Below are 1813 nucleotides of genomic sequence, written 5' to 3'. Positions count from 1 at the left end.
GGATTTAAATAGAATTTGATTTGATTTTTGGATGCTTATTGTAATATTATTGCTGAAAAATAGATATTTTCATTATAAGATGGAATTTAAGGGTATCTATATAAAAAGATGTTGATATATTTTAGCAAAATAAGGAGAGATTTATGTACGAACTAAATAAAATATCAATTTCATCAGGCGAAAGCATTGCTTACAGAGAGGCTGGAAGTGGGAAGGCTAATATTTTACTAATCCATGGCAACCAATGTTCCTCCACAATCTATGATGATTTTATGAAGAGATATGAGGATAGAGCCAAGTTATATGCCATAGACTTAGCTGGTTTTGGGGAATCTTCTTACAATAATAGGCACCTAAAAATCGAAGATTGGGCAAAAGATGTAGATGAATTTATGGAATTTCTAGGCATTGAAAGCGCCATTGTTGTAGGCCACTCAGCTGGCGGCGGTGTTGGCTTAAAACTTGCCACAGACTTTAGCCAAAGAGTTGACCAGCTAGTACTTATTGCATCTGTAGGTGTCAAAGGGTTTTATCTTCCAAAACTAGATGAGAATTTCATGCCCCTAGCAAATGAATTTGCCAGGACCTACGAAGAAGTAGCAAGCCATCCTTCAATGCTTTTTGTAGAAAAACTTATAAATGACAAAGCAAGGGAAGCTACACGAAACATGCGGGACCAAAGTCTTTATAATCTCAAGTCACCAAATCCAGAGGCTTACGAAATTTATATTGATGAATTTTTCAAGGAAAGGTGCTTTACAGATATCAGCGTAGCTCTTTGTGAGTTTAATATTACCGATGAAATAACCTACAAAAAAGGCGACGGATCTATTGCAAAAATCACTGCTCCTGTAATTTGGATTCACGGCGAAAAAGACTTGGTAGTACCTTTTGCCATCGGCGAAAATTCTGTAAAATATTTCCCAAATGAAGCAGACTTTATCCCAATAAAAGAGGCAGGCCATATGGTCTACAATGATTGTCCTGACGAATTTTATACCCATATTGATAAAATAGTGGATAAGTATTTAGAAGAAGAAAAAGATGCTCGATAAGCATTTAAGATACTTTATTAAGCTTTGTGAGTTTAAAAACTTTACTAGGACGGCTGAAAATTTATTTGTAAGCCAATCTACAGTAAGCAAGGCTGTAACAAGCCTTGAAAAAGAGTTAAATGCCAAGCTCGTCCTTGTAGATAAGGAAGGCTTTAGGCTTACAAAAGAAGGCCAATTACTCTATGATTTTGCCAAAGATGTAACAGGCTATTATGACAACAAAGAGGAAGAATTACTAGGGAATATTAATAATTTAGGAAAAAAACTTTCTCTAGGCCTTCCACCAACAGCTGGTTCTATATATTTTTTTGAGAAGATATCTAAATTTAAGGGCGAATGTCCTGACATAGATTTTGAAATTAAAAGTGAAACCTCAAAGTATTTGCCAGAGATGGTCCTTGGTCAAAAACTAGACCTAGCGGTTGTAATTGAGCCCTTTGATGATAAAAGATTTGTAAAAAATACTGTCTACAAGTCAGAGGCAGTCCTTGTTGTAAGTAAGGATAATGAATTATCTGACAGAGATGAGGTGGACTTTGCCATTCTTAAGGATGAGAAATTTCTGCAAATTTCTGAAGATTACCAGTATTACTGGGTTTTTAAGGATTATTGTAACAAAGCTGGCTTTGAGCCTAAAGTTGTCTTTAAAAATTATGATTGGGATATGATTTTGGAAATGGTTGTGGCAGATATTGGTATAACTATTTTGCCAAAACCTTTGGTTAGTAAGTATTTTTCAAACAGAGTAAAATCGATAA

2 protein-coding genes are annotated in these 1813 nt (G+C 34.9%); both read left to right on the top strand.

Annotation, left to right across the window (positions count from 1 at the left end; translation table 11 throughout):
- Positions 1–143: 143 nt before the first annotated feature.
- On the top strand, positions 144–1055 hold the full coding sequence (locus tag Q0410_RS00040) for an alpha/beta fold hydrolase (protein ID WP_299031326.1): 912 nt from the start codon (positions 144–146) through the stop codon (positions 1053–1055).
- Positions 1045–1813, top strand: a 769-nt coding sequence (locus Q0410_RS00035; protein WP_299031323.1) for a LysR family transcriptional regulator, incomplete at its 3' end; no start/stop codon positions are given. The genes Q0410_RS00040 and Q0410_RS00035, both read left to right, overlap by 11 nt.

The sequence above is a fragment of the uncultured Anaerococcus sp. genome, from assembly GCF_937934665.1.
Classification (GTDB): Bacteria; Bacillota; Clostridia; order Tissierellales; family Peptoniphilaceae; genus Anaerococcus.
Note: the sequence above shows the minus strand (reverse complement) of the source record. Positions and strands in the feature narration are given on the sequence as shown.

Bases quoted from the DNA above. Each gene is read 5' to 3' on its own strand.
- Q0410_RS00040 (WP_299031326.1), top strand. From the start codon at position 144: ATGTACGAACTAAATAAAATATCAATTTCATCAGGCGAAAGCATTGCT.